Source organism: Halovivax asiaticus JCM 14624, assembly GCF_000337515.1.
Lineage (GTDB): Archaea > Halobacteriota > Halobacteria > Halobacteriales > Natrialbaceae > Halovivax > Halovivax asiaticus.
Genome location: NZ_AOIQ01000019.1, coordinates 56,196 through 79,652 on the forward strand (window position 1 = coordinate 56,196; position 23,457 = coordinate 79,652).

Genomic DNA, 23,457 nt, shown 5'->3' on the forward strand with positions numbered 1-23,457 from the left:
GCTCAATTGCGATCAGTCGGTCGGGTCGGTCGTCTCGTCGACGCTATCAGTGTCCGGGTCAGGAACCCGCTCTCGGTCGTCGAGCTCCGTCACGTCGATCCTACCGGTTCCCTCGATGGTAACCTGATAGCCGGCGAAGGTGAACGTGATGGAGCGACTGGTCCCTTCCGATCGCTGGGGCACTGGCGGGAACAGCGCATCGAGGCTGTCCGGATCGACCGCCTCGTAGAGCGGATCGAGGGCCGTCGGCTCGACCTCTCGCTCGTCGGCGACAGCGTCGACGACGCGCAGACTCGTCGGCCGGGTTGCACTCTCCAGTGTCGCTCCCGTCGTGGCGGTCGTCACACTTCGTTCTGGAGTCGGCGGATCGGACCGCTCACCACTCACAGAGACCCCTCCGGTGTCGGTTCGGGGCGGATACTGTGCTCGATCGCCGTCCTTCGACTCTGTGCAGTCGCTCGCGAATAGCTGTGGGCCGTGTTTCGTTTAACATACTACCACCGAGCTGCTATCTTCCGGTTATCGCCCTGTCCGGACAAACGTGGTGTGGTCGTACGAACACGCTTTATGACCCCCCAGATTCCTCGTGGATGATCGTTTGTTCGAGGAGGTTCCGGTGGCCCCGACGGAGCCGCGCCGAGAGTGCGTTCCGAGAGATATCGAGCGTGTCCGCCAGCTCCGTCAGCGTCTGGTCGCGCGGAATAGCGAAGTACCCGCCGTGATAGGCAGCCTCCAGCGCTTCCTGCTGTGCATCGGTCACGCCGTACTCGGCCGTATCGGCCGGCTTTTCCGGTCGGTAGAGCCGCCGCGCCTCGTACGTGAGGTCGTGTTCGAGACTGTACTCGTTGAACGTCGAGAGCGCCGACTCGTCGGGAAACAGCACCTTCACCTCCCACTCGTGACCGGTTTCACTCGTCACGGCGTCTAGCACCGTCGCTTTGACGGCTGCGACACCCTGAATGAGGTTCGGCACGTCGGCCTCCCAGACGACGCGGTAAAAGCGCTCTTCGACGTCCTGGGCCAGCTGGCCCGTGTCGTCGTGTTCTTCGAGCGTCAACACTTCGAGCACCATCTCGTCGTCGCGGAGCGCGTCGTCGAACACGCGAAAGTTGCCGCCAGTGGCCCAGAAGTACGGCGTTACGTGCGTCTTTCCGGCCGCGACTCGTTTGATCTCGATGGTCATCTTCGGCGCCGCTGCCAGCGTCTCGGCCAGGACGAAGTCGTCCGCTGGCACCGTAAACTCGGCGAGGACACTCATCCCCTCGGTCGTCGCGCTCACCCACTGTAAGTATCGACTGCGAGAGTGCCGGTTGGACCCTCGGTACCACGCTCGTCGTCTCCGATGTAAACGCGTTGGCCACAGCTCACTCTCCAAGCTTATCGGAGGCTTTGCAGGGTGTTTGCGAGGGTCTGGTCCGGACGCTGTCGGTTTCGGACCCTGGCCGGGTCGCCAACTCACTGGATAAACTCGCCACCGCAGTCGTACTCGATGAGCGTGATGTCACCGGACGCCTCCGGGCCGGTAAACGGGTTCGTCCGTTCGTATAGCCGCTCGATCTCGATGGTCTCGACATCCGTCTCGTGTGAACGGTTCCACGACTCGCACAGGTAATTCGCCAGGTACGACCGGTGGTTCTCGTTGTCCGCCCCGTAGACGTTCCCGAGGTACTTTCGCCAGCGTGCGCTCGGATACGTCTCGTCGACGTTCGGCGGCCGGTCGAGCGAGACTGCCCTGTCGTACAGCACGTCGACGGTCGTTCCGTCTTCGAGTTCGCCCGGAACCGCGTACCAGCTGGTCGTGTACAGCGGGTCCGGGGCAAACATCTGCCAGGATTGGTCGAGTTCCGCCGTGTCGAGAACCTCTTCGGCCGGATCAGGAACCTCCGTGTAGTCGACAGCCTGGGCGTTCGAGAGGACGACGAGGACGAGGAAGAACCACGGCAGGACCGTCGAAAACAGCGTCCGTCCGTGGGAAATTCCTGCCTGCAGGTCGGCGCTGTCCGGGAGTCGGGTGTCGGCCGACGACGCGCGGAGGTGGGAATAGGCGGGGAGGGAGGGCAGTGTCGGCGTCGTCCGGTGGAAACGGTCGCCCCAGCGTTCGAGGGTCGGACCAATGCCTGTCCATGTGGTGACAGCGCTCACCCGGTTCCAGACGCCCGACTGGTAGAACGGGAGCAACCCCGTGACCACCACGACGGGGAAGATACCCAGTTGCATGGACGCGGCCATCCCGAGGTGCATCCCGACGAACAGCGTCGCGAGCAGTGCCCTCGGCCATCCGGTGAGGACGATCAGCAACGGGGCCGCAAGCAGGAGTCCAACCCAGACGACGCTCATTGCCTGCAGGAGTCCCGTGAAGTCCGCGAGGTGGTTTCCCAAAAACGCGCTGAACTGGTCGGCTTGCATGATGTACGCGACCGCCTCACCGTCCATCCACAGTTCGCTTCGCGTCTTGTGGATCGCGTTCGTCACGTACATCAACACGACCTGCAACAGCAGCGCCATCGTGGCGATCGACGAAATCGACGTGTCTCCGTCGGCGCTTGCCGACCCTTTTCTGATCGCGTCGACCGACCACCGGGCACCCAGCGGCAGGAAGATCGACCAGAAGAGCAACAGCGCGAAGAGGCTGTCCCCGCCGTTCAGGACCATCGGGTTGCGGGCCTGCAACGAGAGCAACAGCAGCCACGAGGCGACCGTCGCCAGCCGCGTCCGGTAGCCGACGAGCAGTGCGAGGGCGAACGCGCCGGCGATCAGGAACAGCAGTGCGATCGCCCACGGCTCGCCCGAGAGGGCGTGTACGGAGTACGCGTCGGTGTAATCCGAAAAGAGCGCCCGGCGTGGAAGCACGCCGTCGTCGGTGTAGAACGCGCGGAGGTGTCGTGATCGCAGCGCCAGATCGAGGAGGAGCAGTGCGCCGAGACCCATTCGGAAGGCGGCGAGCCCGCGGCGATCGATCGCGAATCGGGTCGCGATTGCCCCGCCAAAGGCGTCGAGGGCGCTGGAAAGCCGGCGACGAAACGGTTTGGAGGTGGTCGCTCGATTCATTGGTTCGAAGACACGTCGTTCTGTCTGCCTTCCAATCAGACTATTAAAAGCTTTCTGCACGCTAAAGTCTGTATTTTACCTTGGGAATTGTGGTCACGCCTCTGGATAGGTGCGCGCTGTCGGTCGAATCGAAGGCATCGGCCAACGACCGGTCGCCACGCCGCATGCTGCCGTGTCGAGCCGTTGATTCCACGGTCTGACCAGTAACTATATTATCCCACACGTCAATCATCCGCACGGAAGCTGCGTCCGCACGGGCACGAAATGCCCCGGGTGCGCCAACACCCGAGACGTGGCTTCCAAACCGCCTCGCGATTTGGTTGCCATGTTCCGAAAGCCACCATCGAGACAAAAAGGTCTCGCACGCCCGTTGCCTAGAGAGTCGTATCGCTACCCGTCGCAAGTCTTCGACTTCGAGGATTGGGGGCCAAGTACCTTCAGTCGGTTCGAACGCTCGAATCGCGAGGTGCTCGGATGAAATCCGTCGAGCGAACGCGCGACGAGACCGGCGATGCATCTCACGACCGGGAGTGCTACCGGTGTGATCGGGACGTGGCACCGCCGCGGCTCTTTCGGCTCGTCGCCGAGCCGCCGGACACGCTGTCGCACGACTACCAGACCGCAGAGCGTTTTTGCTGTCCAGATTGTGCGGCTGCCATGAACCTCTCGGAGTTCTCTGAGCGGTTGAAAGCGCGGGCTCGACGGGGCGGCGAGTAAGAAGTCGGCAAACTCCTGTATTACTTGGATAATTCAATAGACACCTTTTCCTTTCTAGCTAGAACCTGTGCCCTCCGCGATTCAGTTTCCGAAGGGTACAAGTCAAATCAGTTTCTCATCTGAAATATCATGCAAATTGAACGTCGACGGGTAATAGTCGGTACTGGAACTCTAGCAATGACATCCTTAGCAGGTTGTTTGGCAGATGATGAAGAACCTAGTGCAGACGGTTCCGATTCGGATGGGGGTGGTGAAGAGGGGGAGCCCGCTAATCAAGAAAATCAAGCACCAAGCCCGGAAACTGCTGGTATTTCTTTCCCTGAGCCCAAGGCGGTCTCTCTCGATAATGAAGCCCAACCTGATGGCACGCACGATTTCTCTATTGAGATTGAAAACACCGGAATTGAGGGAGATATCGGCATAATGCTGGTCTGGTTAGAGAATCCGAACGACGACATTTACGGGCCAAATAGCGCCCCTGTGCCAGAGACAAAACGAGAGCGGTTCTTTAGCTCCGGTGAGCGTCGGGAACTTTCGGTTACTTCGGGAACCCGCGACGGATACGACGGGTATGGCTTCCGAATGTGGGCCACCGAGATACATGTTGAAATCGAAAACGAAGGCGGAGCCGGTCGCGTTGAGGCTCGACTGATGGAAGGTAACGAGATCATCGACGATGCAGAATTGATGATGGATGCCGGAGTGACAATATCTCACGCATTCGAAAGTGACTTTGCTGATGTTGATCTCGAAAAGATTGATATCGAAGTAGTGTCTGCTGAGTGACCGCTACAACCAGCCGGCTTTTCCATGTTCCCGGTTCTGTACTTCTGGGCTGTAACTCTCTGTAGTGCTTCAGGAACGTTTTAAGACTGTTCCATCCGCCTAGTCGCGTACGAGCAGCGGGTTGGACTGGACGTGCTTTTCCGCGAACCAACCGGTGAGCGGAAAAGCAATCCGTCCCCGATTTGAACAGCTGGAAGGCGTTCCTCCTCGCCTCGTTTCACTCGGCTGCGTGGGCTGCGGCTTCCATGCTCAAATCGGGTCCGGTTGGCTTTTCAGGAAGTGACGTGCTCGCTCCGCTCGCCGTGTAACTTCCTGAAAAGTCCGCCCTCCCCGATTTGAACAGGTGCCAGACGGTCGCGCTCACGCTGTTCGCGCGCTGCGACTCGCGTGTTCAAATGGGTCAGGATGGACGTCTCGAAACTCGCCGGGTTCGCTCCGCTCACCGGTCGAGTTCACGGGAAGTCCGCCCTCCCCGATTTGAACGGGGGACAAGTCGATCTACAGTCGACTGCTCTACCAGTCTGAGCTAAGGGCGGGCAGGTGAAGATAGCAGACGAGCCCCAAATAAGGGTTATTATTCGTCTGCGTGCGTCGGAGGTGGGGAATGTTATATATACGAGAATGTGGATGGCTGTCATAGCGATGGGGAAAATAACGTTTCGCGCGGACGACGACCTCGTCGACGAGCTCGAGTCGTTCGACACCTCGAAGAGCGAGGTCATGCGCGAGGCGTTGCGGTCCTACCTGGGTCGGTCTCCATCACCGGGTCCGCGGTCGGGGTCGTCCCCGAACGCGGATGTCGCCGAGGCCGGTGGCGCCGACCCGTCGTCACTCGATGCGATGCTCGAATCGCGTATCGACGACGCCGTCGCCGACCGCCTCGGCCGATCCGATTCGACCGACGTCACGCTTCGGATTCTGGTCGATTCCGAGCGCGAGGCGGGTTCGACTGTAGCCGCGACCGAGCAGCTGTATGCCGAGACGGAGTCGGCGTCGGACACCATCGGGGGTTTCGACGATCCCGACGACGCCGGGACGCACCAGGAGCGAGACTGTTCGCAGTGTGGAATGGCAGTCGAAGCAGCTCACGTGTACTGTCCCAACTGCGGCGAGCAACTGACGGGCCGGGTGTTCTGTGAGTGTGGCTCGGAGGTCCGGTCCGACTGGGCGTTCTGCCCCTCGTGCGGTCGCCGAACGCCGGCCGCGGACGTTCTCGACTCGGTCTGACCCCCCGTTTCTTCTCCGTCGAACTGTCGATCGTGTCGCGTAGCGGTGGCCGACGAGCTCGTCATCATCCGTCTATTCGATCGTGGCTGTACCCGTGCCTGTCAGCTCTCCGCGCATCGCTCGACGCGGTTGTCACACTCGAATGACTGTCGTAAGACGACGAAATACACAGCGCCAGTACATTTATATACTGGGGGACTGTTTGTAGCAGCTACGTAAGACGGTCGTCTTACACGGCGCCGGGACGGGCGAAATCGCCCGACTGAAACCGCGCGCGGTGTAAGACGAAGCGCGTCTGACAGGGGCGTGCCTCGTCTTACTCGACATCAAACGGGGAATACAACAATGGAGCGTGTGACACTGCGAATTCCGAAGCAGCAAATCGACGAGGTCGAACAGCTGGTCGAAACGGGCGAGTTTCCGAATCGGAGCGAGGCGATCCGGTCGGCCGTCCGCGAAATGATCAACGAACAGGGTGACGGCCGCCCCGAGCGCGCCGGAAAACGAACCTGGGCGAAGGTGTAACGATGCAGGATATCGTTCAGGACGCCCTCGAAAACGCCGAAGCTGAAGCCCGGGACATGGACGTCTCGATGGACGACGACGAGTTCGGTGATCCACGGATCGTCATCATCGGGGCCGGCGGTGCCGGTAACAACACCATCAACCGGCTGTACAACATTGGCGTCGAAGGGGCCGACACGATCGCGATCAACACGGACAAACAGCACCTGAAGATGATCGAGGCCGACACGAAGATCCTCGTCGGCAAGTCGCTGACGAACGGCCTCGGTGCCGGTGGCGACCCCTCGATGGGTGAACGAGCGACCGAGATGGCCCAGAGCACCATCAAGGACGTCCTCGGGGACGCCGACCTCGTCTTCGTCACCGCGGGCATGGGCGGTGGGACGGGCACCGGCGCGGCGCCCGTCGCCGCGAAGATCGCGAAAGAGCAGGGCGCCATCGTCGTCGGGATGGTCTCGACGCCGTTCAACGTCGAGCGTGCCCGCACGGTCAAGGCCGAGGAGGGCCTGGAGAAACTGCGCGAACAGGCCGACTCGATCATCGTCCTCGACAACAACCGACTGCTCGACTACGTCCCGAACCTGCCGATCGGCAAGGCGTTCTCGGTGATGGACCAGATCATCGCCGAGACGGTCAAGGGGATCTCCGAGACGATCACCCAGCCGTCCCTGATTAACCTGGACTACGCGGACATGTCCACGATAATGAACCAGGGCGGCGTCGCGGTGATGCTCGTCGGCGAGACACAGGACAAGAACAAGACCGAAGAGGTGGTCAAGGACGCGATGAACCACCCGCTGTTAGACGTCGACTACCGCGGCGCCTCCGGCGGACTCGTCCACATCACCGGCGGTCCCGACCTCACACTCAAAGAGGCCGAGGGAATCGCGGACAACATTACAGAGCGCCTCGAAGCCTCGGCGAACGTCATCTGGGGGGCCCGGATTCAGGAGAACTACAAGGGCAAGGTCCGCGTCATGGCGATCATGACCGGCGTCCAGTCCGCACAGGTCCTCGGTCCGACGACCCAGAAGCAGGCCGACAAGTCCCGTCGGAGCATCGAAGGCGTCAACGACGCAGACTTCGACGCGAGCAACAACGTCGAAGCCGGAAGCGAGGCCAACTACGGCGCCCACAGCGACGGTGGCCGCGAACAGGTCGAACGGAACAACGGCGTCGACGTCATCCGGTAACGCCGTCTGATCGAATCCGGCTGTGGGTGTGGCGCCTCCAGTTTTTGTGACCCGCTGACGAAAACAACAGTGACGGCGTCACCGAACCAGTTCTTTTAGTATCTGGCTTGGTCACCGTTGGGCAGACGACGGTCGATACTCACATGGATCCACTGCTCTCCGTGCTGATCGCGCTCGGGTTCTGCCTGTTCTTCGTCGCCGAGGGATTGGTTCTGGGCAAACTACTCCAGCCCGCCGTGTTCTACGTCGCGTACGTCACGCTCGTGGAGCCGTCGACCGTCGTCCTGGCGGTCGTGACGTGTGCAGCCGCACTGGGGGCAACGATCGGGCAGTGGCTGCTCTACCGGACGTTTACGCCGACGAGACCGCCGCCCGGGGCCAGCTACTGGTCGCCCGAACGCCTCGAACGGCTCCCGGGCGTCCTCCGCAGGTGGGCCGGCAAACGATGGGTGTCCCTCGTCGAGCGCCAGATCGACCGGTTCAGTGCGTACGGAATCGCCGTCTGCACCGCGATTCCCGGCGTGCGAACGGTCGTGCCGATCATCGCGGGGGTCGGTTCGCAGCCCGAACGCGGTTACGTGATCGCCGACGCCGCGGGGAATCTGGTGTACATGCTTCTGCTGCTAGGGGCAGCTTACGGCGTCCTCGGAATCAGTCGGCTCTTCGTCGGGCTCTGAGCCGACACTTTCCGAGACGTCGGCGGTCAGCCAGCGCCGTTGCTGCGTCGTCAGTCGTCCTCGTCCCTCGACGATGTCTGACACCGTCAGACAGTGATTACGCGAGCGCGTCCAGCAGCGTACACTTGCGACAGCGGTCGCCGGTGACGGAGGTCGTCGAACCACACTGCGGACAGTCGGTGAGTTCGACGTCGCCGTCTTCGCCGTACTCCGTCGCGGCCACGTCGGCCAGTTCCTCGTACCCGGCCATGATCGAGTGGCGAGTCCCGGGATGGCGTTCCTCCAGGTCGTACAGGAGCCCCTGGATCTCGCCGCGGTAGGCTTCGCTGGCGTGCGGACACTCCGTGATGTGGGCGGGCAGATCGTTCAGGTGGGCGTAGAGGGCGACTTCCTTCTCGGGGACGTCGCGCAGGGGTTTCGCTCGGGCGACGAAGTCGTCCTGGTCTTCGCGATCGGGAAGTGGCCCGAGACTCGCGTCGAAGTGCTTCGCGATCTGGCCGACGTCGCCCTCGAGGAAGTTCATGAGGGCGGTCTGGGCCTCGTCGTCCAGGTTGTGTCCGGTCAGCAGGAGGTCGGCGCCGAGTTCCTCTGCGTACCGCGAGAGAAGGTCGCGCCGGAAGACGCCGCAGTAAGCGCAGGCGGCCATGTTTTCGGGATCGTCCTCGACGACGTCGTCCATCCGGACGCCGAACTCGTCCTCGTAGCTCACCAGTTCGTGCTGGATGTCGAGGTCGGCTGTCAGTTCGACGCAGGCGTCGACGCTCTTGTCGCGGTAGCCCTCGATCCCTTCGTGAATCGTCAGGCCGACCAGCTCGATCCGCGGGTCCTCGGCGAACGTATCGTGGAGAATCTGCGTGAGGACGACGCTGTCCTTCCCGCCTGAGAGGCCGATAACCCACGTTTGCGGGTTTTCAGGGCTGGCTTCGCGTGGGACGAGTTCGTCTCGGCGCACGCGTCGCCTGACGCGTTTCTCGATCGACGCGCTGAGGTGATCGCCACAGAGGTGTGCCCCCGAGTACGCGGCGTGCATGACCGCGTCCGCGCCACATCGATCGCAATCCATTACCGACGCGTTGACTGCGGGCGGGGAAGTCCGTTTCGCTGTCCCGATTGGCGAGCTGGTGGGGCGGGTACCCGTCACGGCTCAGGACTTACGCTGACTGCTCCACGATCGAACTCGATTTGACGGCGTCGGCCCCACCGTCGAGCGCCGAGAGGAGTGGATCGACGTACTGGTCGCGTGCGTCCGACGAGAACAGTTCGTGGCCACCGTCGTAGAGCACGACGCGTTCGGGTGGCACTCGCTCGCCGATCGCCGCGAGGTCGACGATGCGGTCTCGAAGCGAGCAGAAGACGACGGCGTCGTGATCGATCTCGAGCAACTCGCGCTGGGCGTGCAACGTCGTGTCGATGAACGCCGGCGAGATCCATCGCGGTTGCGTCGCGAGCTGGTGGTCGGTCGCTCTCGGCCCGAGGAGTTCACGATCGAACCGGGTGACGGGGAGGACGGGCGTTTCGATCGGCACCGTCGCGACCGTCTCGAGGAGTCGGTCGGGCCACAGCGAACCGTATCCCCAGAACGGGGCCAGGTAGACGTGATTGTCGGCCCCGTCGATGGCCTGGCCGACCAGCCCGCCGGCGCTGTGTGCGAGGAGCTGGTAGCCGTCCATGTCGCGGACGTACTCGGCGACCGGCTCGACCCAGTCTGCCATGACGTCCGTGATGTCCGTCGGGAGCTCGAACGCGTGGACCCGGTAGCCCGCGTTGCCGAGTGTCCCGATCAGCCAGCTGACGTTCTCGTGCGTGAATCGGTTTCCCCACCCCATGCAGAAGACGAGATCCGTCTTGCCGTCCTCGTTGAAGATTCGGTGACGCATACGGGCGTCTTCACCGCGCCGCCTCTAAAAGCGTACACTCGGGTGGGCCGATTCCGCTCCCTGGCGTGGGGCGGCCTCGACCGGAAACCGTTTTGCGCCTCCGTCGTCTACTCCGGCCGATGAGTCTCGAACGTGAGGCGGCGGTCGATCGCCTCGAGACGCTGATCGAGACGGTCGACGGCGGGCCGATGCCGGTGCCAGTCCGCGAGGTGTGGGTCTACGGCGACCTCGCGCTCGGGATGGACCCGATCGATCGACTCGACGTCTACCTCACGAAGGATATCCTCCTCGAGAGCGACGAAGCGCGCGATCAGGCGTATTACGACGAACACGGCGTTCGCGGCGTCGGAACTGCCGTGGACGCCGACTGGGCCGACGAGTTCCCAGACACCGTTCGAGCGAACGACCACGGCCACGTCGCGCCGGAACGGTGTCTGGCGGCGCACCTACTGGACGACGACGAACCGATCCACCTGGAGGTCTGTAATACCTCCTTCGAGGACAACGTCACCCAGCGCCTGCGCGGTGCTCGACTCCGCGAGGACTACACGCAGTTACTCGATCCCCGCGGGGTCTGTCTCTGGGTCGACGGGACGTGGTCGTCGGAGGCGTTCGAGAAACTCAGAGAGAGTGCGTTCGCGATGCCGACCCTGTCGGCGTCGCTCGAGATGCTCGGCATGGACGAGTCGGCAGCGAACGAAGCCGCGGCGGCGGTCCACGCCTGGCGCGAGGACCAGGACGGCGTGACGGTCCGCGGCGACGTGGTCTAGCGAAATATCGGAACCACGTTTACTCACCGCGCAGTTGCTATCGACCCGGTTTCGGTGCAGTCATATCCCGCTTTTCCCCTCGAACGCGCCCCACGGTCACGTGAAATGGGACCGTCTCGATCCGCCGATAGGCTCGGTCGCCCATCTGGTGGACGACGGTTCGACCCATTTCGCGCCACGCCGCCCGGAGATCGTCGTACTCGTCCGGTGTCAACGCGCCGGCGAGCAATGTCTCTCGGTCGTCGGCCAGCCCATCGCCGGAGGCCTTTCGCTTCGCCGATCGCACCGCGGACTCGTCGTACGGCGGCTCGATCGAACGGGCGTGGTCGTATCGGGCCGTCCGCACGACGTCGAGGTCAGCGGTAGCGAACGCGTCGCTAGCTCGCGCACCGAGGGTGACGTCGGTCGGCACGCCGTCGAGATAGGCCTCCCGAGCGCGGGTCGCGAGCCCCGCTTCGGCGTCGACGCTCGACTCGATCGTGACGGCGCCGTTGTCGGGTTCGATCGCCGCAACGAGGTCCGACGAGACGCGGGCGAACTCCGTGACGGCGGCGGCCGGATCGGGAAGGTTGATCAGCAGCGCCTGACAGACGACGAGATCGAACGAATCGTCCGCAAACGGGAGTCGCGTGGCGTCGCCGGCGACGACGGAGACGTGGTCACTCGCGGTGGAGAGGAGTCCGACGTCGGCGTCACAGCCGATCACCTCGCAGTCGTCCGGACTCTCGGAGTCGAGGACGCGGCTCAGTTCACCCGTCCCGCACCCTACGTCCAGCACGCGTTCGCGGTCGTCGAGCGAGAGGCCCCGCAGTGCCTCCCGCGAATCGTCCCACATCCCTTCGCGCGTCCGGCGAAGGTACTCGGCGGAGAACTCGCGCACGGGTGGGTTTCGAACGGGCCGAGCAAAAGTGGGCTGGTCTCGGATCAGCTCTCGCGCAGTTCTTTCGTCTTCGCGATGTTCCACGAGAAGCCGCGGCCGTCTTCGGTCGGCGTCTCGAGGGCGAAGGGGAGCTCGCGCAAGTCGGGGTGGTTGACGATGGCGCTGATTCCGTCTTCGCCGATGTATCCCTCGCCGATGAGGGCGTGTTCGTCCTTGTGCGTGCCGACGTCGTGTTTCGAGTCGTTCAGGTGGATGTACTCCAGGTACTCGAGCCCGACTTCGTCGTCGAAGCGTTCGACCGTCTCGTCGACGGCCTCGGGCGTCGTGAGGTCGTTGCCGGCGACGAGCGTGTGGGCGGTGTCGATGCAGATACCGATGTCGGTGTCGGTCCGGTCGATGATCCCCGCGAGGTGGGAGAACTCGCCGCCGAGCTTGGTGCCGCTGCCGGCGTCGGATTCGACGAGGAGCGTGACGCCGTCCGGCACGTCGAGTTCGTCGATCGCACTCGCGGCGTTGTCCAATCCGCCCTCGACGCCGGCGCCCGTGTGCGCGCCGAGATGCGTGTTTACGTACGGAACGCCGAGTTTTGCGGCCGCGTCGAGTTCGGCCTGTAGCGAGGAGAGGGACTTCTCACGGAGGTCGTCTTTGGGCGTACAGAGGTTGACGAGGTACGCCGAGTGGATCACCCACGGCCCGTCGAGTTTCTCGTCTGTCTGGTCACGGAAGCCCTCGGCCGCCTCGTCGTCGATCTCGGGTTCGGCCCAGACCTGTGGCGACGTGGTGAAGATCTGGCCGCAGTTGCCGCCGAACGCCAACTGGCGCGGGACGGCGTTGCGGATGTCGTCGTACGGTGGGGTCTCCTCGTCGGAGGAAACGCGCGATCCGGAGATGGAGACGTGTGCGCCTACCTTCATGGATTCGTGTCGGTACGGGACCCTGATAGGGGTATCGAAGCCAGAAACGTGATCGGGTGAGTCGTTCGATGTGCCGATAGCGGGTTCGCCAGTCGGTGGTCATTCGCCGCCGTCGGTGGCCGCTTTCGTCTCCCGGTTTCGGACCCACTCGTCGGCGTCGTACTTCCGGTCGGCCAGATCGCGTGCCGCCCACAGTTCGTCGCTCGACCACTCTCCGTCGTCGGCATCGCACCACGCTCCGAGGGCGTTCGCGAGGTGATCGACACACGCCTCGCGGTCGAGGTCGGTCTCGGCCGCGATACTCCCGACACGATCGGTGAATCGATCCGCCGTCACCTCGTGGTCGGCAAAGACGCCGAGGTGGTGTGTCGGCGTCCGATCGTAGCTGATCGAGCCGTGCTGGATGACGGCGTCACGTCGGCGGTACTGGGCGTTGCCGCTGATCTTCAGCGAGGCGCCGTCGTCGGTGTGGACGACGATATCGTGTGCCGGGTTGACGTCCCGGAGGTAACAGGAGGGCTGGTGGATCGACGCCTTCGGTCGTTCGGCGAAGTCGGCGTCGATGCCCATCCGATCGAGCGCGTCGAGGATCGGCTCGCAGAACAGCGCGTAACACTCCATCAGGTCCCCTGGTACCTCCTCGGCGGGCGCGACGATGGTGTAGGAGATGTCGCCGTGTCGGTCGTGGTAGATACCGCCACCGCCGGTCTGGCGACGGGTGACGTCGATCCCCTCGCGCTCGCAGTAGTCCCAGTCGACGCTTTCTGCTTCCTGTCGGTAGCCCAGCGAGAGCGTGCTCGGCTCCCACGCGTACGTTCTGACGGTCCGAACGCCGTCCTCGTGGGCCGTCTTGACGGCGACTTCTTCGAGCGCCATCTGGGTCGCCCCGTCCCGGGGCTCGTCACGGATCAGCCGCCACTCCCGGTCGGCGAGTTCGCTCATACGGGCCCATCGACCGGGATCGGCAAACCGCTTCCGATTCGTGCGATCCACCTCACGTCGAAACGAGTCGTTCGCGACCGCTGGTGACGGTTTTGCAGAGTAACTCCGCTCGGAGCGCTGAACTGGCCGAGGACCATTTTATATTGCGTTATATAGTTTATAAATCGGCAAATGTGGGTTCAGGGTGGCTGTACTGCGTGAAATAGCGGGTATCTGTTTGTGGGATTGCTGTCGCGATCGCGGAACGGGCTACGGTTCCGAGCCGTTCGGCGCGGTCATCGCTCTCCTGGGAGAACCACCGGTCCGATATCGGATCTCTCGGGCCGTGTTCTGGAACTCGATCGAACTCCGGTGGGCCGGTAACCAACTGATGCCTGCGTATTTTGGGTTCGCAACCGGGCGGTTGCTACTGCTTCGAGCTGTGGACCGCATCGGGCACCCGGTTGATCGAATCGACCGTTCGATAGCGAACGCGATTGCCGGAGTATCGGATGGACGATACGATGCGAGCGCGCCCGTTCGGTCGGCCCTTCGTTCAATCACGGCACGGGTCGGCCCCACAGTCGTTGGCGAGCCGTGGTGAGTGGGTCGGTCCGACTGTCGCGCGCTTTTTACCGCCCCACCGTCTAGGCGGGGGCATGGTTCGAAACGTCGCTCCGGAACTTCCCGATCTCGACGCCGAGGACTTCTATCTCCTCTCCGGCGTCGAACAGGGGATGCGGTTTTCGGAGTGGGTCAAACGGGAGAAACTCCCCGAGTTCAGCAGTCTCACTCCCGAGGAGGTCGAGTACCGACTCGAACGGTGTCTCAAACGCGGCCTCGTCGAGAAGAAGACGATCCAGTACGAGGGCTATACCCTGCAGTTCGAGGGATACGACACGCTCGCGTTACGAGCACTCGTCGAGCGCGATGTCATCGGTGAGTTCGGCTCGCCCCTCGGCGTTGGGAAAGAGAGCGACGTCTACGAGGTCCGCTCGTACAAACCGCTCGCGCTCAAGTACCACCGGGAGGGGTACACGAACTTCCGGGAGGTGGCCAAAGAGCGTGATTATACCTCCGATCGCGAGCACGTCTCCTGGCTGTACACCGCGCGCAAGGCGGCCGAGCGGGAGTTCGAGATTCTGGAGACGCTGTACCCCGACGTCTCGGTGCCGCATCCGATCGAACAGAATCGCCACGCGATCGTGATGGAGAAAATGGATGGTGTGGAGCTTTCGCGGGCGAAACTCGACGCCGACCAGGTCGTCGGCGTTCTCGATATGTTACTGGTCGAACTCACGCGCGCGTACGAACTGGGGTACGTCCACGCGGACATGAGCGAGTACAACATTTTCGTCGACGAGGGCGGTGTGACGATCTTCGATTGGCCCCAAGCCGTTCCGACGGATCACCCGAACGCCGACGAATTTTTAGAACGCGACGTGACCAACCTCGTCGGGTACTTCGATCGAAAGTATCCGAATCAGCTTCCAGAGTGGGATGCACCGTCTATCGCGGCCGACGTCCGGTCCGGGACGTTCGACTCCGTGCAGGCCAGTCAGTAGCCCGCTCGCGACGTTTTCTGACGCCCGCCTCGCCCATTCCTTTAAGTGGGGTGGCCTACATCTGGTGAATACACTCTATAACGCTATACAGAATTGTGGCCGTTGCATCGTCGCTCAAATCGTAGTTTTTGACAGTATATGGGCTGTATAGCGGGGTAGGAGCGTTTCGTGGGGTAACTCGTTGTGTCTCAACGAATGTGCGGCTTCGGTGTCCGTTCATCCATCCTGTCGAAAGCGGGGACGTGGCGTGCGATGGGTGCGACTTTTTGCCACCCGTTCCCGTCCGTTCACTATGTCGACTGCTACCGTTCCACAGTATACGCGTGTCGGCGTCTGGGGAGGCGGCGCCCTTGCGGCGATCGTCGCTGGCCTCGCGATGGGGCTCGTGATGCACTTCGGTGCCGGCCTGATCGAACTACTCGGTGGGCTGGCACCCGTTCCGGGGGAATCGGTCATTTCGGGGTGGACGATTCACCTGCTCATCAGCGTCGCGTTCGGGCTCGCTTTCGCCGTCTGTGTCTCGCGAGCGGCGATCTGCCAGCAGGTTCGTGACTTCACCGACCTTGCCCTCGCCGGGATCGCCTACGGAGCGTTTATCGGCGTGGTAGCCGGTGGTGTCGTCTTCCCGGTTGCCATGACGCGTGCGGACGTGGCGACGTTGCCCCTTCCATTCCTGCCGCTACCGGGCGCTGCGGGCGAACTCGTCGCCGCGGTTATCTTCGCCATCGGTCATCTGGTGTACGGGTTCGTTCTCGGGGCGACGTTCGCGACGATCAACGGGCTCACCCCTGCCGGTCGTTTCGAGCGGTTCGCCGTGCTCGACTAAGCACGAACGAACTGTGGTGGTGAGCTTTCGCCTCGATACCGTCTGGAACCGCCACACTGCGGACGACAGCGCTTCGAAGCCCTTATGAAACGACGTTCGGTAGTATGGGTAGCTACGCTGGGCGGCGGGCACCAGCGGGCACCCGTACGGGTTATCCACGGGTTGGAATGTGGGCCGGCTGACCGGTCTGAACCAGGAACGCCCGCGGTGATACACATGGCACGAAGCTTCTACTCCCACATCAAGGAGGCATGGAAGAACCCCGGCGACGGGAAACTCGGGGAACTGCAGTGGCAACGCAAACAGGAGTGGCGCAAACAGGGCGCCATCGAGCGCATCGAGCGACCGACGCGACTCGACAAGGCCCGCGAACTCGGCTACAAGGCCAAACAGGGCATCGTCCTCACACGCGTCTCCGTCCGCAAGGGGACCGCCCGGAAGGAGCGCTTCACCGCCGGTCGGCGGACCAAGCGCCAGGGCGTCAACCGCATCGGCCGGCGCAAGAACATCCAGCGCATCGGTGAGGAGCGCGTCTCCCGCAAGTACCCCAACCTGCGTGTACTGGCCAGTTACTGGGTCGGTGAGGACGGCTCCCAGAAGTGGTTCGAAGTGATCCTCGTGGATCCGGAGCACCCGGCCATCGAGAACGACGACGACCTGAACTGGATCTGCGCGGACGAGCACACGAACCGCGCGTTCCGTGGTCTGACCAACGCCGGCAAGTCGAACCGTGGCCTCCAGAACCGCGGCAAGGGCACCGAGAAGGTTCGCCCGTCGACCAACGGCGAATAACCGGCAGCGGGGTACTCGCTCGACGAGTAGCCGGTCGGTATATTCCCTTTCTCTCCTGGAATATCTCGGTTCCTGTCTTATCTAACCACTTTTATCGGCTGGTTGCCTACGCGTGTTGTGAGTATCTTCGGCAAATTCCACGTTCCGTCATCGGCGTTCGCACTCCACGAGACGCTCACGGCGGTGCCGGACCTGGCGATCGAGATCGAACGCGTCGTGGTCACGGACGAGGTTCTGACACCGTATTTCTGGATTTCTGGCGTCTCACCCAGTGCGTTCGAGACGGCGGCGCGAGGCGATCCAACGATTCAGCACATCAAGAAACTGGACGAGTTTGCTGACTCGGCACTCTACCGTGCGGAGTGGACGGCACAGGTCCAGTCGGTCCTGTACGCGTACACCGAAATCGATGCCGTGATCCTGGAGGCGACGGGGACCGACCAGCGGTGGGAACTTCGCATTCGCTTCGACGACCGCGACCAGCTCGGTGCCTTTCAGGACTACTGTGAGAGACACCGGATCGCGTTCAGTCTGCAGCAACTCACCCAGCTGTCGCAGCCGAAAACCGGCGGTCAGTACGGATTGACACCGAAACAGCAGGAGGCGCTGGTCGCAGCGTGGGAGGCCGGCTACTTCGAGACACCGAAGGAAGCGGCGCTCACGGACGTCGCGGACGAACTCGACATTACGCAGCAATCGCTCTCGAAGCGCCTTCAACGGGCGAACCAGGCGTTGATCGGAAATACGCTGGTCGTCTCCGCGGAGTACGCGGCGCCCGATGCTCCCGACCCCGACTTGAAACACTGATAGTACAGTCCGGTTGCACAGGGGCGTCGGTCCCGTTGGTGAAGTAGAGGCACTACAATGAGTTCACCTCGCTGGCCGGCCGTCGACAGTTCGGAACTGCTCACCCACGGCGATCGCCGTCGGCTTTGTTCGATTCTGGCTGCAAGCGGGTCGCTGCCGATATCGGTGTTGGCTGAACGACTGGTCGATCGGGCAGGCGGTAGCACGTTCGACGATCCGACGGCGGCGCGCATCGCGCTCCGTCACAATCACCTTCCACGGCTTCGCGATCGCGGTATCGTCGACTACGAGCCAGGCGATGAGTTCGTCTCGATCACGGATCAGGTCACGTTCGAAGCTGACGATGCCGATCTCGTCACCGTGGTCTACGGTTCTCACGTTGCTGGGGCGTGATCGAGGTTGGGAGTGGAACGAAGTGAACCGACCGAACGCCGGTGGCCCCGGGTTGCTCACGCGAGTCTCCGCCGACTCGATCGGTGATCGGCGAGTGGGAGACGCTGGGTCGGTGTTCTTCGGTTTCGGTCACGTAGTACGTTCGAGTGACTCATGTGGCGACAGCAACGGACGCGAATCGAGGGCCGCACCGTTCTCTCGAGTGAGCGAGGCCCAGGTGTTCCGCCGCGACGATCGAACGCGGGTGACGTCCCGTGAGTGGCGACCAAAACGATCCGGACGAGGCTCACGTGGGCAAATCGATCGACGACGATCCCTCGTACCTGTCGTCGATTCTCGGACACGCCTACCGGGGCGAACTCGACCGGGAGACGACCTGGCGATCACGGCTCGATCAGACGACGACGTGGACGGTGACTATCATGGCCGCACTCCTCACGTGGGCGTTTTCGAGCCCGGATAACCCACACTACATCGTCCTCATCGGTGTCATCATCACGACTGTCTTTCTCCTCATCGAGGCGCGAAGATATCGCGACTACGACGTCTATCGGTCACGAATTCGGCTGTTCCAGCAGAATCTGTTCGCCCCTGCACTCGATCCCGACCGCGGGCTCGAGCACTCGGACTGGCGCGCCGAACTCAGCGAGGATTATCGTCGTCCGACGGTGAAGATTTCGTTGCGAGAGGCGATCGCACACAGACTCAAACGGATCTACGCTGCGCTCCTCGGGGTGTTGCTCTTCGCCTGGGTGTTCCGCGTGACGGCGTTCGCGCCGACGCGGGCGAGTGTCGACGACGCTGCGATCGGGACCGTCCCCGGTTCCGTGGTTGTCGTGATCGTAGCCGCGTACTTTCTCGTGGTCGCGGCGGTGACGGTCTGGCCGCGAGAACGCGAAGCCAAAGAGGAGTTCAGAGAGGGTGAGTACGGCGAGTGGAAGGGCTCGGAGTGAGCCATCCGCCGGGCCCTTACTCGTCGTCGAGGCGGTCCGCGAGGCGATCGAACCGATTCTGGGCGGATTCCCGTCGCGATGCAGTTTCGTCAGCCCGGTAAGAGAGGGTGACGATGTGCTCGTCGTCCATTTCGAGGTCGTACACGGCCCCGTCAGCCCGACCGTCCGCCGGAAGTCGATCCGCCGGAAGGGTCACCTGGTCGACGACCTCGCCGTCGTCTTCGAGCAGGAGGACGGCCGTCTCGTCGTCGACGATGCGATCGAGGACGGCGGTTTCGTCGGTGCTCATGGGTACCTCCCCGTCCGCGCTGTGAGAGGAAGAATCCCCACCACGAGCGCGCCCGGCGAAACGGTCGCAGGCGGTGGGAGGCGTGATTCGCCGTCGACTGGCTTCTCGTCGCGGAGCGCTGCGGCGTCCGTCGGTACGTCGGTCGCCGTGTCGACGGCGATCGACTCGCCGTCGGTCGCGACGAGGACGTCACCGTGGACGCCCGTCCAGTAGGTCTCGACGTCGCGATCCGCGAACGACTGGAGCACCTCGTCGTGTGGGTGCCCGTACTGACTGTCCTGTGCGCTCGAGATCACCGTCATCGACGGATCGACGGCGTCGAGGAAGGCCGAGGTCGAACTCGTCGACGAGCCGTGGTGGCCCGCCTGGTAGATGTCCACGTCGAGTGCGCTCCCCTGGGTTTCGGCGAGTCGCGATTCGGCGTCGGCGCCGGCGTCACCGGTCGTTAGGTAAGAGACGTCGCCGTAGTCGAGTCGCAGGACGACGCCGTTCGCGTCGATATCGTCGGACGTCGAGTCCGTGGGCGGATTCAGGATGCGAGCCTCGACGGCACCGAGATCGAACGTATCGCCCGATTGCACCTGTTTGAGCGACACGTCGTGTGTCTCGACCGCGTCGAGGTAGCCGTCGTAGGTTTCCGACGTGTGGGCGACGCCCGAGTCGTAGACGGTACCGACACCGTCGCCCTGGGTCTCGAAGTGCTCGATGATGGCGGCGTGGCCGCCGATGTGGTCCGAGTGGCCGTGCGTCGAGACCAGGTGGTCGACTCGGTCGATTCCGCGATCCGCGAGGAACGAGAGCACCTGCTCGCCGTCGTCGTGCCAGTCGCCGGAGTCGATCACCATCGTCTCGCCGTTCGGCGCGAGGACGACCGTCGCGTCGCCCTGCCCGACGTCTATGTGGTGGATCTCGAGGACGTCGTCACCCTCGAGCTCGTCGACCACCGACGGTTCGTCTGCTGCGCCGATGGAGGTTCCGTCGGGGAGTGCTTCGAGGCAGCCGCCGAGGAGGACGATCGACGTGACGACGAGGACCAACAGTGCGCGACGGCTCATGTGATCGCTCGGTCCCGGGGATGAACATACCTTATCGAGGATTTCTAAAACGATCGGCGGGAAATATACTCGAATCTGTGATCGGATGCTGTGTTCCGTTTTTTCTATCCTCAATCCAGGTGGCTGTCAACGCCACAGGGTCCTGATTTTCCCAGGCGATCGCTGTCGCCACGATCGCCGGTCTCGCAATCGGGCAGGACCCCGAAAGTAGCACGTGCAAGGCCAAGAACCTGGCCGCCTGCTGGTCTTCCTGTTATTGGTTCGAGCATGCCCCCGTCATCTGACGCGAAACAGGAGTCGACCGGTGCAACACAGGACACGGAATCCGCCGAAGCCGGAGTGGCGGAGTCCGGCGAGAAACGCTCGGCGCTTGCCGTCGCGTCGAGCGCAGCACGCGAGCAGGGAGACAGCACCAGCGAGGCGGAAGCGAACGACGAGCAGGCGGGCGGCGCGGAGCAAGAAGAGCGCGGCGAGGGAACGGAGGGGAGTGCCGAGGAGCAGGAAGGGAGCGGCGAGCAGGAATCGAGCGACGGTGAACAGGAGTCCGAGACTGACGGAGCGGGATCGGACGAGTCATCGGCGGACAGCGAGGGCGAAGCGACCGGTAGGGACGCCGACTCGTCGACGGCGGACGAGGGATCCGAGTCGTCTGGGGCGGGCGACGAGTCGGTCGAGATGGAGGCGGTCGAGATCGAATCGGCCGAGGAGGTCACGATCAGGGAAGCGGGTGACGAACCCGAGGGGTCGGCGACGGTTCTCCACGTCCTGCTCGAAGGCCTTCACGTCAACCTGCTCGGACTCGAGATTCACCTGCCCGAGCTCGACCTCGACATCTCCGCCGTTCCAGGTGAACAGCGGCTGCTCGGCAACCTCCTCTCGCAGGTCGCCGGTCTCCTGGACGGGGTCGGCGGTGGCGGCGGACTGCTGTCCGGGCTCCGTAGCGCCCTGGGGAAACTGACGCCGAGTTCGATACTGGGCGGCCTGAAGAAACGCCTCGTCGGTCTGATCCCGTTCGTCGGCGGCCAGGACGGGTCCGGGGGCGACGAGTCCGAGGAGGGCGAATCGACACCCGATTCGGACTCGGAAGACGACGCCGAGGAGCAATCGTCCGACGCGCAGGAATCCGAGGAAGCGGGCGACGAATCCGGGGAAGCCGAGGGAGACGAGTCCGGGGGTGGAATCCTTCGGTCGATCGGTTCGCGACTGCGATCTGTCGTGGGGAGTCTGGTACCCTCGATCCCGGTCGAGAAGGCGCTCTCGTGGGCGCTCCAGACCGGCCTGAAGCGCCTCGTCGCAGCGGTCGATCAGCGAACGGGCGACGGGAGCGGCGACTCCGGCGGCGAGGGCGAGCAAGCGGAACCGGCGGCCGCCGACGGCGGCTGGGTTCCCGAGGCGAACGGGACGGCAGAGGGTGATGCACCGACCGACGGTGCTGGGACGACTGAGGGTGATGCGACGATCGATGAGGCTGAGACGACCGCCCACGGACGACCGACCACGCGACACCCACCTGCTCGACACCAAGACGACGAAACGGACGACTTCGGAGGAACCCAATGAGCGACGGAAGCCTGACCGACCGGGTCGATTACGGCGAGATCACGGGGAGCATCGACATCGAGGAGTTACTCGAGGGCACGCAGTGGGAGGATTCGCTCGACGGAGACGAACCCCTTGGGCAGGCCCTCGGCGGAGCGATCGGTGCGATGGCCGGTCGCAGGATCGGGGCGATACTCGGCCAGACGATCGGCTCGTTCGTCGTCGACGACCTCCTCTCCGGCGGCGACGGGACGGAAGCCGAGGGTGAGGACGACACCGACTCGGCCGGAGATGAGGACAGCACCGAGGAGGCGAGCGACGGCGAAGCTGACTCGGACGAGGCCGACTCCGGATCGGCGGACGAGAGCGACACCGACTCGGCGGACGACGAACCGGCGGACGCTGCCGACGACTCGGACAGGACCGACGACGCCGCGTCGGAGTCCGCGGACGATTCCGACGAATCGACCGAGGCGGCCGCGAGTGCCGAATCGTGACGGTCGCAACGAGCGCTGGTTCCAATGAGTGACACCGATTCCATGACGGAGGTCGTGGTCGAGGAGGCGACGAACCAGTTTGACGTCGACGGACTCGTCGGCGGCGAGTCGCTGGGCGAGCAGGTCGACTCCGCGGAGGTGGGGCGAGCGGTCGGCGCCCGGCTTGGCGAGGCGGCCGGCCGACGGGTCGGTGCGGCCATCGGCCGGCGCGTCCAGGAGGCGCTCGACACCATCGACGAGTCGGCCGGTCCGCGAGACATTCTCGCCGACCTCGCGACGGCGGTCAGCGACGGCCTGTCGGACGCCCTCTCCGAGTCACGAGAGCGCGGGTCGGCACTCGCTACGGTCGTCGACGCCGCGCGGGATGCCGGGCTCGGCTCGACCATCACAGACGCCATCGGTGGCGAGAGTGGGGCTGCCGACGTGGCCGACGGTGACGAACCCGAGGACGTGGACGACGAATCGGCGTCAGGGGACGACGTGGAATCTGAAACGGCGTCCGAGGAGGATGCCGACACGTCCGAGGTGTCAGTACCCGACGCCGTCGACGCCGAGTCGCTCGACGTCGACGACCTCGACTCGCTCAAGACGGAGACCCTCGAAGCTTACCTCCAGTCCATCTCCTACCGCGATCTCCAGTCGATCGCGAAGGACGTCGGCGTGACCGCGAACATCACGCACGAGGAGATGGTCGGTCGAATCGTCGACGCCGTCACCGACGACGGCGACGAATCGGAGTGACGAGCCAGAACGCGACAATGCCGACCGCATCACAGTCCACGATCGACGACGTCGCCGAACGGGTACGAAAACTCATAGCCGAGGCGAGGGCCGCGCTTCCGGACGTGGCCAGGGGGAGCGACGAGTCCGACCCGGCCGATGCCCTGTCCGCCTCCGGGCGGACCACGCTTCGAGCGCTCGGATCGGACGCGGCCGCCCTGCTCGAAGGCACCGAGCCGGCGGCGCTCCTGGCAGCGCTCGATATCGATCGCCCTGACGTCGCCGACTCGGTCCCGGCGGCGATCCTCGCCGGCGATCCGGACGACGTGGCGTCACTCCGGGCGATACTGACGCTTTCACGACTGGCCGGCGACGAAGACGCCGAGCCCTCGTTCGACGAGGGGGAACGAGACGCGATGGCGACACTGGCACCCCTTCTGCTGGACGAATCGGCCAGCGAAACGACTGTCTCTTATACACATCTCT

Annotated in this window: 26 protein-coding genes, 1 tRNA gene and 1 pseudogene; 17 read left to right on the plus strand and 11 right to left on the minus strand. The window is 63.7% G+C overall.

Annotated features, from left to right (window positions below):
• Window positions 1-12: 12 nt before the first annotated feature.
• From C479_RS12350 to C479_RS12360, 3 genes are all read right to left on the minus strand, one after another.
• Window positions 13-345, minus strand: a complete 333-nt coding sequence (locus C479_RS12350) for a HalOD1 output domain-containing protein (protein WP_007703068.1) — start codon at window positions 343-345, stop codon at window positions 13-15.
• A 220-nt stretch (window positions 346-565) separates the two neighbouring features.
• The gene (locus C479_RS12355; RefSeq protein WP_049907294.1) at window positions 566-1,258 is read right to left on the minus strand and encodes a helix-turn-helix domain-containing protein; all 693 of its coding nucleotides are present in this window, start codon (window positions 1,256-1,258) and stop codon (window positions 566-568) included.
• Between the two features lie 197 nt (window positions 1,259-1,455).
• Window positions 1,456-3,048, minus strand: coding sequence for an HTTM domain-containing protein (locus C479_RS12360; RefSeq protein ID WP_007703071.1), 1,593 nt, complete (start codon window positions 3,046-3,048; stop codon window positions 1,456-1,458).
• A gap of 474 nt (window positions 3,049-3,522) precedes the next feature.
• Between C479_RS12360 and C479_RS12365 the strand changes: the two genes are divergently transcribed.
• Both C479_RS12365 and C479_RS16115 read left to right on the plus strand, forming a co-directional pair.
• Window positions 3,523-3,765 carry a hypothetical protein gene (locus C479_RS12365; protein ID WP_049907283.1) on the plus strand — a complete coding sequence of 81 codons (243 nt, stop codon included), beginning with the start codon at window positions 3,523-3,525 and terminating at the stop codon, window positions 3,763-3,765.
• A 129-nt stretch (window positions 3,766-3,894) separates the two neighbouring features.
• Complete coding sequence (locus tag C479_RS16115) at window positions 3,895-4,551, plus strand: hypothetical protein (RefSeq protein ID WP_152415895.1); 657 nt, start codon at window positions 3,895-3,897, stop codon at window positions 4,549-4,551.
• Between the two features lie 462 nt (window positions 4,552-5,013).
• On the opposite strand, the gene C479_RS12380 is transcribed toward C479_RS16115, so the two are convergent.
• Window positions 5,014-5,087: transfer RNA gene (locus tag C479_RS12380), tRNA-Tyr, on the minus strand.
• Window positions 5,088-5,193: 106 nt separating this feature from the next.
• On the opposite strand from C479_RS12380, the gene C479_RS12385 reads away from it, so the two are divergent.
• The 4 genes from C479_RS12385 (at window position 5,194) to C479_RS12400 (ending at window position 8,173) form a co-directional block, all read left to right on the plus strand.
• Window positions 5,194-5,778, plus strand: a complete 585-nt coding sequence (locus C479_RS12385; RefSeq protein ID WP_007703084.1) for a double zinc ribbon domain-containing protein — start codon at window positions 5,194-5,196, stop codon at window positions 5,776-5,778.
• Window positions 5,779-6,123: 345 nt separating this feature from the next.
• Window positions 6,124-6,303: a ribbon-helix-helix domain-containing protein gene (locus C479_RS12390; RefSeq protein ID WP_007703087.1), complete on the plus strand. Its 180-nt coding sequence runs from the start codon at window positions 6,124-6,126 to the stop codon at window positions 6,301-6,303.
• A gap of 2 nt (window positions 6,304-6,305) precedes the next feature.
• Window positions 6,306-7,496 carry a cell division protein FtsZ gene (gene ftsZ, locus C479_RS12395; RefSeq protein WP_007703090.1) on the plus strand — a complete coding sequence of 397 codons (1,191 nt, stop codon included), beginning with the start codon at window positions 6,306-6,308 and terminating at the stop codon, window positions 7,494-7,496.
• A gap of 143 nt (window positions 7,497-7,639) precedes the next feature.
• A complete protein-coding gene (locus C479_RS12400) occupies window positions 7,640-8,173 on the plus strand; it encodes a DedA family protein (RefSeq protein WP_007703091.1) in 534 nt (177 codons plus the stop codon).
• Between the two features lie 97 nt (window positions 8,174-8,270).
• Here the strand turns inward: C479_RS12400 and ncsA are convergent, their stop codons facing one another.
• Together ncsA and C479_RS12410 are read right to left on the minus strand one after the other, a co-directional pair.
• Complete coding sequence (gene ncsA / locus C479_RS12405; protein WP_007703094.1) at window positions 8,271-9,236, minus strand: tRNA 2-thiolation protein NcsA; 966 nt, start codon at window positions 9,234-9,236, stop codon at window positions 8,271-8,273.
• An 88-nt stretch (window positions 9,237-9,324) separates the two neighbouring features.
• Window positions 9,325-10,050: an alpha/beta fold hydrolase gene (locus tag C479_RS12410; protein WP_007703097.1), complete on the minus strand. Its 726-nt coding sequence runs from the start codon at window positions 10,048-10,050 to the stop codon at window positions 9,325-9,327.
• Window positions 10,051-10,169: 119 nt separating this feature from the next.
• Here C479_RS12410 and C479_RS12415 point away from each other — a divergent pair, with 119 nt between their 5' ends.
• Entirely contained in the window at window positions 10,170-10,820 is a 651-nt protein-coding gene (locus tag C479_RS12415; RefSeq protein ID WP_007703101.1) for a DUF7095 family protein, read from the plus strand.
• A gap of 37 nt (window positions 10,821-10,857) precedes the next feature.
• Here the strand turns inward: C479_RS12415 and C479_RS12420 are convergent, their stop codons facing one another.
• The 3 genes from C479_RS12420 to C479_RS12430 form a co-directional block, all read right to left on the minus strand.
• On the minus strand, window positions 10,858-11,700 hold the full coding sequence (locus C479_RS12420; RefSeq protein WP_007703103.1) for a class I SAM-dependent methyltransferase: 843 nt from the start codon (window positions 11,698-11,700) through the stop codon (window positions 10,858-10,860).
• A gap of 44 nt (window positions 11,701-11,744) precedes the next feature.
• The gene (locus C479_RS12425) at window positions 11,745-12,614 is read right to left on the minus strand and encodes a deoxyribonuclease IV (RefSeq protein WP_007703105.1); all 870 of its coding nucleotides are present in this window, start codon (window positions 12,612-12,614) and stop codon (window positions 11,745-11,747) included.
• Between the two features lie 99 nt (window positions 12,615-12,713).
• Window positions 12,714-13,556 carry a lipoate--protein ligase family protein gene (locus C479_RS12430; RefSeq protein WP_007703108.1) on the minus strand — a complete coding sequence of 281 codons (843 nt, stop codon included), beginning with the start codon at window positions 13,554-13,556 and terminating at the stop codon, window positions 12,714-12,716.
• A gap of 638 nt (window positions 13,557-14,194) precedes the next feature.
• Here C479_RS12430 and C479_RS12435 point away from each other — a divergent pair.
• The 6 genes from C479_RS12435 (at window position 14,195) to C479_RS12460 (ending at window position 18,871) form a co-directional block, all read left to right on the plus strand.
• Complete coding sequence (locus tag C479_RS12435) at window positions 14,195-15,100, plus strand: serine/threonine-protein kinase RIO2 (protein WP_007703112.1); 906 nt, start codon at window positions 14,195-14,197, stop codon at window positions 15,098-15,100.
• Between the two features lie 292 nt (window positions 15,101-15,392).
• Window positions 15,393-15,926 carry a hypothetical protein gene (locus C479_RS12440; RefSeq protein ID WP_007703113.1) on the plus strand — a complete coding sequence of 178 codons (534 nt, stop codon included), beginning with the start codon at window positions 15,393-15,395 and terminating at the stop codon, window positions 15,924-15,926.
• A gap of 216 nt (window positions 15,927-16,142) precedes the next feature.
• Window positions 16,143-16,718, plus strand: a complete 576-nt coding sequence (locus C479_RS12445; RefSeq protein ID WP_007703114.1) for a 50S ribosomal protein L15e — start codon at window positions 16,143-16,145, stop codon at window positions 16,716-16,718.
• Window positions 16,719-16,835: 117 nt separating this feature from the next.
• Window positions 16,836-17,525: a helix-turn-helix domain-containing protein gene (locus C479_RS12450; RefSeq protein WP_007703115.1), complete on the plus strand. Its 690-nt coding sequence runs from the start codon at window positions 16,836-16,838 to the stop codon at window positions 17,523-17,525.
• Window positions 17,526-17,582: 57 nt separating this feature from the next.
• The gene (locus C479_RS12455; protein ID WP_007703116.1) at window positions 17,583-17,918 is read left to right on the plus strand and encodes a DUF7344 domain-containing protein; all 336 of its coding nucleotides are present in this window, start codon (window positions 17,583-17,585) and stop codon (window positions 17,916-17,918) included.
• A 254-nt stretch (window positions 17,919-18,172) separates the two neighbouring features.
• The gene (locus tag C479_RS12460) at window positions 18,173-18,871 is read left to right on the plus strand and encodes a DUF2270 domain-containing protein (RefSeq protein ID WP_007703118.1); all 699 of its coding nucleotides are present in this window, start codon (window positions 18,173-18,175) and stop codon (window positions 18,869-18,871) included.
• Between the two features lie 16 nt (window positions 18,872-18,887).
• Here C479_RS12460 and C479_RS12465 read toward each other — a convergent pair whose 3' ends face one another.
• Window positions 18,888-19,160, minus strand: a complete 273-nt coding sequence (locus C479_RS12465; protein WP_007703120.1) for a DUF3006 domain-containing protein — start codon at window positions 19,158-19,160, stop codon at window positions 18,888-18,890.
• Entirely contained in the window at window positions 19,157-20,215 is a 1,059-nt protein-coding gene (locus C479_RS12470) for a ComEC/Rec2 family competence protein (RefSeq protein WP_007703123.1), read from the minus strand. Before C479_RS12470 ends, C479_RS12465 begins: the two co-directional genes overlap by 4 nt.
• 267 nt (window positions 20,216-20,482) lie before the next feature.
• On the opposite strand from C479_RS12470, the gene C479_RS12475 reads away from it, so the two are divergent.
• From C479_RS12475 to C479_RS12490, 4 genes and pseudogenes are all read left to right on the plus strand, one after another.
• Window positions 20,483-21,775, plus strand: a complete 1,293-nt coding sequence (locus C479_RS12475) for a hypothetical protein (RefSeq protein WP_007703127.1) — start codon at window positions 20,483-20,485, stop codon at window positions 21,773-21,775.
• Window positions 21,772-22,251: a hypothetical protein gene (locus C479_RS12480; protein WP_007703129.1), complete on the plus strand. Its 480-nt coding sequence runs from the start codon at window positions 21,772-21,774 to the stop codon at window positions 22,249-22,251. Before C479_RS12475 ends, C479_RS12480 begins: the two co-directional genes overlap by 4 nt.
• A gap of 24 nt (window positions 22,252-22,275) precedes the next feature.
• On the plus strand, window positions 22,276-22,992 hold the full coding sequence (locus tag C479_RS12485; protein WP_007703132.1) for a hypothetical protein: 717 nt from the start codon (window positions 22,276-22,278) through the stop codon (window positions 22,990-22,992).
• A 17-nt stretch (window positions 22,993-23,009) separates the two neighbouring features.
• Window positions 23,010-23,457, plus strand: a pseudogene (locus C479_RS12490) (hypothetical protein); the annotation flags it as partial.

Coding starts and splice junctions, on each gene's coding strand:
- C479_RS12455 (WP_007703116.1), top strand. CDS start 17,583: ATGAGTTCACCTCGCTGGCCGGCCGTCGACAGTTCGGAACTGCTCACC.
- C479_RS12365 (WP_049907283.1), top strand. CDS start 3,523: ATGAAATCCGTCGAGCGAACGCGCGACGAGACCGGCGATGCATCTCAC.
- C479_RS12465 (WP_007703120.1), bottom strand. CDS start 19,160: ATGAGCACCGACGAAACCGCCGTCCTCGATCGCATCGTCGACGACGAG.
- C479_RS16115 (WP_152415895.1), top strand. CDS start 3,895: ATGCAAATTGAACGTCGACGGGTAATAGTCGGTACTGGAACTCTAGCA.
- C479_RS12355 (WP_049907294.1), bottom strand. CDS start 1,258: ATGAGTGTCCTCGCCGAGTTTACGGTGCCAGCGGACGACTTCGTCCTG.
- C479_RS12475 (WP_007703127.1), top strand. CDS start 20,483: ATGCCCCCGTCATCTGACGCGAAACAGGAGTCGACCGGTGCAACACAG.
- C479_RS12410 (WP_007703097.1), bottom strand. CDS start 10,050: ATGCGTCACCGAATCTTCAACGAGGACGGCAAGACGGATCTCGTCTTC.
- ftsZ (WP_007703090.1), top strand. CDS start 6,306: ATGCAGGATATCGTTCAGGACGCCCTCGAAAACGCCGAAGCTGAAGCC.
- C479_RS12430 (WP_007703108.1), bottom strand. CDS start 13,556: ATGAGCGAACTCGCCGACCGGGAGTGGCGGCTGATCCGTGACGAGCCC.
- C479_RS12390 (WP_007703087.1), top strand. CDS start 6,124: ATGGAGCGTGTGACACTGCGAATTCCGAAGCAGCAAATCGACGAGGTC.
- C479_RS12480 (WP_007703129.1), top strand. CDS start 21,772: ATGAGCGACGGAAGCCTGACCGACCGGGTCGATTACGGCGAGATCACG.
- C479_RS12435 (WP_007703112.1), top strand. CDS start 14,195: ATGGTTCGAAACGTCGCTCCGGAACTTCCCGATCTCGACGCCGAGGAC.
- C479_RS12360 (WP_007703071.1), bottom strand. CDS start 3,048: ATGAATCGAGCGACCACCTCCAAACCGTTTCGTCGCCGGCTTTCCAGC.
- ncsA (WP_007703094.1), bottom strand. CDS start 9,236: ATGGATTGCGATCGATGTGGCGCGGACGCGGTCATGCACGCCGCGTAC.
- C479_RS12400 (WP_007703091.1), top strand. CDS start 7,640: ATGGATCCACTGCTCTCCGTGCTGATCGCGCTCGGGTTCTGCCTGTTC.
- C479_RS12385 (WP_007703084.1), top strand. CDS start 5,194: ATGGGGAAAATAACGTTTCGCGCGGACGACGACCTCGTCGACGAGCTC.
- C479_RS12445 (WP_007703114.1), top strand. CDS start 16,143: ATGGCACGAAGCTTCTACTCCCACATCAAGGAGGCATGGAAGAACCCC.
- C479_RS12470 (WP_007703123.1), bottom strand. CDS start 20,215: ATGAGCCGTCGCGCACTGTTGGTCCTCGTCGTCACGTCGATCGTCCTC.
- C479_RS12415 (WP_007703101.1), top strand. CDS start 10,170: ATGAGTCTCGAACGTGAGGCGGCGGTCGATCGCCTCGAGACGCTGATC.
- C479_RS12485 (WP_007703132.1), top strand. CDS start 22,276: ATGAGTGACACCGATTCCATGACGGAGGTCGTGGTCGAGGAGGCGACG.
- C479_RS12425 (WP_007703105.1), bottom strand. CDS start 12,614: ATGAAGGTAGGCGCACACGTCTCCATCTCCGGATCGCGCGTTTCCTCC.
- C479_RS12440 (WP_007703113.1), top strand. CDS start 15,393: ATGTCGACTGCTACCGTTCCACAGTATACGCGTGTCGGCGTCTGGGGA.